The 4801-nt window shown below is 67.3% G+C and carries 4 protein-coding genes; all 4 read right to left on the bottom strand.

The genetic code is table 11. The features are described 5' to 3' along the window. Positions 1-412 precede the first annotated feature (412 nt). Entirely contained in the window at positions 413-1429 is a 1017-nt protein-coding gene (locus tag V7787_RS52215; protein WP_336095362.1) for a sodium:calcium antiporter, read from the bottom strand. 84 nt (positions 1430-1513) lie between these two features. Next, positions 1514-2185, bottom strand: a complete 672-nt coding sequence (locus tag V7787_RS52210; protein WP_336095361.1) for a hypothetical protein — start codon at positions 2183-2185, stop codon at positions 1514-1516. A 126-nt stretch (positions 2186-2311) separates the two neighbouring features. Next, on the bottom strand, positions 2312-2881 hold the full coding sequence (locus V7787_RS52205; protein ID WP_336095360.1) for a hypothetical protein: 570 nt from the start codon (positions 2879-2881) through the stop codon (positions 2312-2314). A 304-nt stretch (positions 2882-3185) separates the two neighbouring features. Beyond that, positions 3186-4511 carry a homogentisate 1,2-dioxygenase gene (gene hmgA / locus V7787_RS52200; protein WP_336095363.1) on the bottom strand — a complete coding sequence of 442 codons (1326 nt, stop codon included), beginning with the start codon at positions 4509-4511 and terminating at the stop codon, positions 3186-3188. Positions 4512-4801: the final 290 nt, after the last annotated feature.

Raw genomic sequence — 4801 nt, 5'->3', positions numbered from 1 at the left:
TTGTGATGACAAGCCAAGGTCAAATGCTTCCGCCACTAAAGCGGCGGGTAACTTTCTTTTGTCCAGAGCAACAAAAGAAAGTCACCAAAGAAAAATGCTCTCCCTGTTTCGAGTCAAAAGCCACGAGTGCGGTGCCTGCGCAGGCAGGTTCCGTAGTGGGCATCCTGCCCACGACGGAACCCGGCGCACGTCCTTGTGCGCCGCCCTTCGGGTGTCCTTTTGCTATCGCGAGTTAGTTGCGCCGCCGGGCCAGAGCCAAAGCAGGACCAAAGCCGGAGCTAAAGCAAAATCCTGCAATGACCGCGGTTGCGGCCATTCTCTTTGCTCACGTGAAAGCGCCCAAAGCCCCAGGCACGCAGAAACCGCGGCCCCAAACGGCCGCGGCAAATGCTCAAACGAAATCGCGCCGCACTCAGTGATGCAGCATCAACAACTCGAACCCGACCCAAGCCACCAGCGCCACCAGCAAAATCCCGCCCTCGCGCTTGCTCACCCGCAAATCGCCGCGCAGCATCGGATACAGCATCAGCGCGAACACCGCCGCCGCCGGCAACTCGAAACGCACGAACGATTCCGGCAACGGCACCGTATGCAACGCCGCCATGCCGCCGAGCACGATCAACAGATTGAACAAGCTCGAACCGATCACATGGCCGACCACGATATCGCCCTGCCCCCGCCGCGCCGCCGCGATCGCCGCCGCCGCTTCCGGCAGCGCCGTGCCGATCGCCACCGGCAACAAGCCGGTCAACAGCGGCGACAAACCCAGCCCGGCGCCGATGATCGCCGCATTCGGCGACCCGAAACCGCCCACCGCCGACGCCGCCGCGACGCCGAAATTCCAAAGACCGTTGCCGCCGACGATCAAATACGCGCCCAGGTGCAACAACACCACCGCGATCAACACCCGCACCAGGTTCAAGCCCAGATGGGTCTGGGTCTGCGCGAACGCCGCGATCGCGTCCTGCAACTCCGGCGTTTCGCGCCGGGTGCGCGCGACCGCGAAGGCCACCACCGCGACGAACACCACGATCATGCCCAGGCCCTCGGCCCGGCTCAGCGCGCCGTCCAGGCCCAGGCCGATCACCGCCAGCGTCCCCAGCAGCAGTACCAGCAACAGCGGCGCCAACGCGCGCCAACGCACCACCAGCGGCGCGGCCAAGGCCGCCAGGCCCAAGGTCAGACCGAAATTGACCACGTTGCTGCCGACCGCATTGCCCAGCGCCAGCGCCTGCTGGCCGCGCGCGACCGCTTGCAGGTTGACCGCCAGTTCCGGCAACGAGGTGCCGAACGCCACCAGCAACAGCCCGGCCGCGAACGGCGAGGCGCCGAACCGCTGGGCCAGCCCGGACGCGCCCTTGACGATCGAATCGCCGCCCAGAGCCAGCAAAAACAGGCCCAATACGAACAAGCCGACGGCTTCGATCATGGCGCTCATCCCCTCGCGTTCAGTGGCCCGGCCGAGCCGGGCGCGGTGTTGCCGGTACTGGATTCTATCGTCGCGACCGCGCGATCAGCCGCAGCCTTCCACGTAGTCGACCTGCGGCGGCACGCCGACGCGCCAGGCGGTCACCTTGCCCGCCGCATCGGTTTCGAACACCAGCACGCCGCTGCCGCCGCCGCTGTCGGTCACCCGCAGCGTCTTGGCGCCTTCCACGTATTTGTGCGGCTGCGTCTCGACCCGGCCTGGATACAGCTTGCCGATGTCCTCCGCGCTCATGCCGCGCTTGCCGCCGCCGGGCGCGGTTTCCTTGTCGTTGCCCACGTCCAGCCGCACCAACTTGCCGGCTTCGAACATGAAGGCGAAATCGCGCGGCTGGGTCACCCAGATCGGCCGCAGGTAATAGCAACCGCCGTCGCTCGCCGCCTGGCCCTTGAGCTCGCCACCCCAGGCCTGCTTGGCCTGCGCCTCGTTCATGCCGAAGCGCATGTCGCCGTAGCCGTCGAAGCGCGCGAGCGCGTCGCTGGCGGCCGGCGGCGGGTTGGACACCGGCGCGGTCGCCGGCGGCACGTTCTCGGCCGGCTGATCGATGATCGGCGCGGGATTGATCTGCGGCGCGCTGTCGGCGCTCTGCGCCGGCGCCGGCGCGGCCTCGCGCTGGCACGCGCTCAACCCCAGGCTCAACAACGCGGCGGCCAGGGCGGCGGCACGGATCGGGGCGAGGGGCTTGGACGCGTGTTTCATCGGCGGATCTCCGGCGCGGGGCGCGGTTCGGGTGGCCGAGGCAGCCTAGCGGTTTTACGTGAACACGGCGAGAAGCGGCGCGCGATCCGGGCGCTCGGACTTCAGCTCAAGCTCACACGCTCGGCTCTAGAACCGCGGACGCCGGTTGATTTCCTCCAGCACCAGACGCGCCAGTTCGCGCACCCGCGGACTGCGATCCAATCGCGAAAGATCGCGCAGCAACCTGCGCAACGCCGGCCAGCGCATGTAGAAGGCCGCTTGCGGCACCGCGCCCCTGACGATCTCGTTGTCGTGCCTGGACGCGATCCACAGGTATCGCAGAAACGGCAGCGAGCATTCCCTGGGCGCGCCGAGCCCCAACCTCAGCACTTCGCGCAGGCGCGTGGCCGGCGAAGCGGATTCGTCGGGCGAGCGCACAAGCAGTTCATCCAGCGTCCACGCGTCCACGCCATCGGCGTAGCGATCGAACAGAGCCTCGACCTCGTGCTGGTCCGGCCCGTAGAAATAGCAAACCCTTTCGCCGCAGGCCTGGGCCAAGGCATAACAGAAGTAGGCGCGATCGCCGATCCGCCACAGCGCCCATTCGGCGGCGTCGCGCTCGCCCGAGTCCACCCGCTGCCAATCGTTGCGTTCGGCCAGACGTCTAGCGTCTTCCAGGCCACCGGAGCGCAACACCAGACTACGGCTCCGCTCCACGCCCGCTTCCATCGACTGCACCGACCTTCCCTAGACGCCGTGAAGAACAACCGCTCGCCGCGAACGCGCCGTCGCGCGCGTTCCGACTACGCGGATATCGCTCGATCGATTGCGCATCCGGCGATCGGGAGGGTCGGTATCTTAGGTAGAAGACCTATCGACACCCTGTCGCAGCGCGAGCACGACAAAACGCTTGCGACCGCGCGCACGCGCAAACGAAAACGCGCGACCGAAGTCGCGCGTTTTTTCGTACTCCTGCGATGTTCGCGAACCGCCGACGGCGAACCGTCCGCGGCCGCCGACGTCAACCCGGCTTGTTCGGATCGAAGTGCTTGCGCAGACCGGCCCAGCACGCCTGGTAATCGCGCTGGCGATGCTCGGCGTCGAAAGCTTGCGCGGTCGGTCGGATCACCGCGCGGGTCTCGAACATGAACGCCATGGTGTCGACGATCACGTGCGGCTTGGACAGATCCGCGTGCGAGGCTTTTTCGAACGTCTCCGCATCCGGGCCGTGGCCGGTCATCGAGTTGTGCAGCGACGCGCCGCCCGGGGCGAAGCCGCCGGCCTTGGCGTCGTACACGCCGTGCACCAGGCCCATGAACTCGCTGGCGATGTTGCGGTGGAACCACGGCGGCCGGAAGGTGTTCTGCGCCACCAGCCAGCGCGGCGGGAAAATCACGAAGTCGATATTGGCCGTGCCCGGGGTGTCGCTGGGCGAGGTCAGCACGGTGAAGATCGACGGATCGGGATGATCGAAGCTGATCGAGCCGATGGTGTTGAAGCGGCGCAGGTCGTATTTGTACGGCGCGTAGTTGCCGTGCCAGGCCACCACGTCCAGCGGCGAGTGGCCGATGTCGGCGCGCCACAGGTGGCCCTGGAACTTGCCGATCAGCTCGAACTCGCCGTCGAGGTCTTCATAGGCCGCGTGCGGGGTCAGGAAGTCGCGCGGGTTGGCCAGACCGTTGGAACCGATCGGCCCCAGGTCGGGCAGGCGCAACGCCGCACCGAAGTTCTCGCACACATAGCCGCGCGAGGCGCCGTCGAGCAGTTCCACCCGGAAGCGCACGCCGCGCGGAATCACCGCCACTTCGAACGGCGCCAGTTCGATCGCGCCGAATTCGGTGCCGATCAGCAAGCGGCCCTGTTGCGGCACGATCAGCAGTTCGCCGTCGGCGTCGTAGAAAAAACGCCCCTGCATCGAACGATTGGCCGCGTACAGATGGATGCCGCAACCGTGCTGGCCGGCGGCCGAGCCGTTGCCGGCCATGGTGTACAGGCCATCGACGAAATCCACCGGCGCCTCGGGCAGCGGCAGCGGGTCCCAACGCAATTGGTCGGGCGAAACCGGACCGTCGCCGAAATCGCTGTGCAGGCGCGGCTGATGATATTGCGAGAAGGTGCCGTGCATCGCCGCCGGCCGGATCCGGTACAGCCAGCTGCGCCGGTTTTCCTTGCGCGGCGCGGTGAAGGCGGTGCCGCTGAGCTGTTCGGCGTACAGGCCGAAGGCCACCCGCTGCGGCGAGTTCTGCCCTTCCGGCAAGGCGCCGGCCACCGCTTCGCTGGCCAGCTCGTTGCCGAAGCCGCTCATGTAGCCGCGCGGACGCTGGCGTGCGGAGTCGGTGCTGGGCATCGGGATCACGTTGTCGATGTCGTTGGCTGCGGTATTCATACGAACTCGCTATGCGGTTGAACGCCGCGCCGTCGGCGGCGTGGCGCCGTCGGGCGACGGCGCCGTGTCCCATCTTCGCGGCCACCGCATCGGCGCCTGCTACGGCGCGGCGCGGTCGCCGTCCATCACATCACCGCGCGCTGGCCCAGGGAGCGATCGGTCGAGGACTGGATCGACAGCCCCAGTTCTTCGGCCAACTCCAGCACCCGCGCGGTGTCCTTGCGCCAGACCAGCAAGGCGTTCAACTGGTC

This window comes from Pseudomonas sp. CGJS7, from assembly GCF_036961695.1.
The sequence above is the reverse complement of the archived record's forward strand: the minus strand, read 5'-3'. Positions and strand labels throughout refer to the sequence as shown.

Bases quoted from the DNA above. Each gene is read 5' to 3' on its own strand.
- V7787_RS52210 (WP_336095361.1), bottom strand. From the start codon at position 2,185: ATGAAACACGCGTCCAAGCCCCTCGCCCCGATCCGTGCCGCCGCCCTG.
- hmgA (WP_336095363.1), bottom strand. From the start codon at position 4,511: ATGCCCAGCACCGACTCCGCACGCCAGCGTCCGCGCGGCTACATGAGC.
- V7787_RS52215 (WP_336095362.1), bottom strand. From the start codon at position 1,429: ATGATCGAAGCCGTCGGCTTGTTCGTATTGGGCCTGTTTTTGCTGGCT.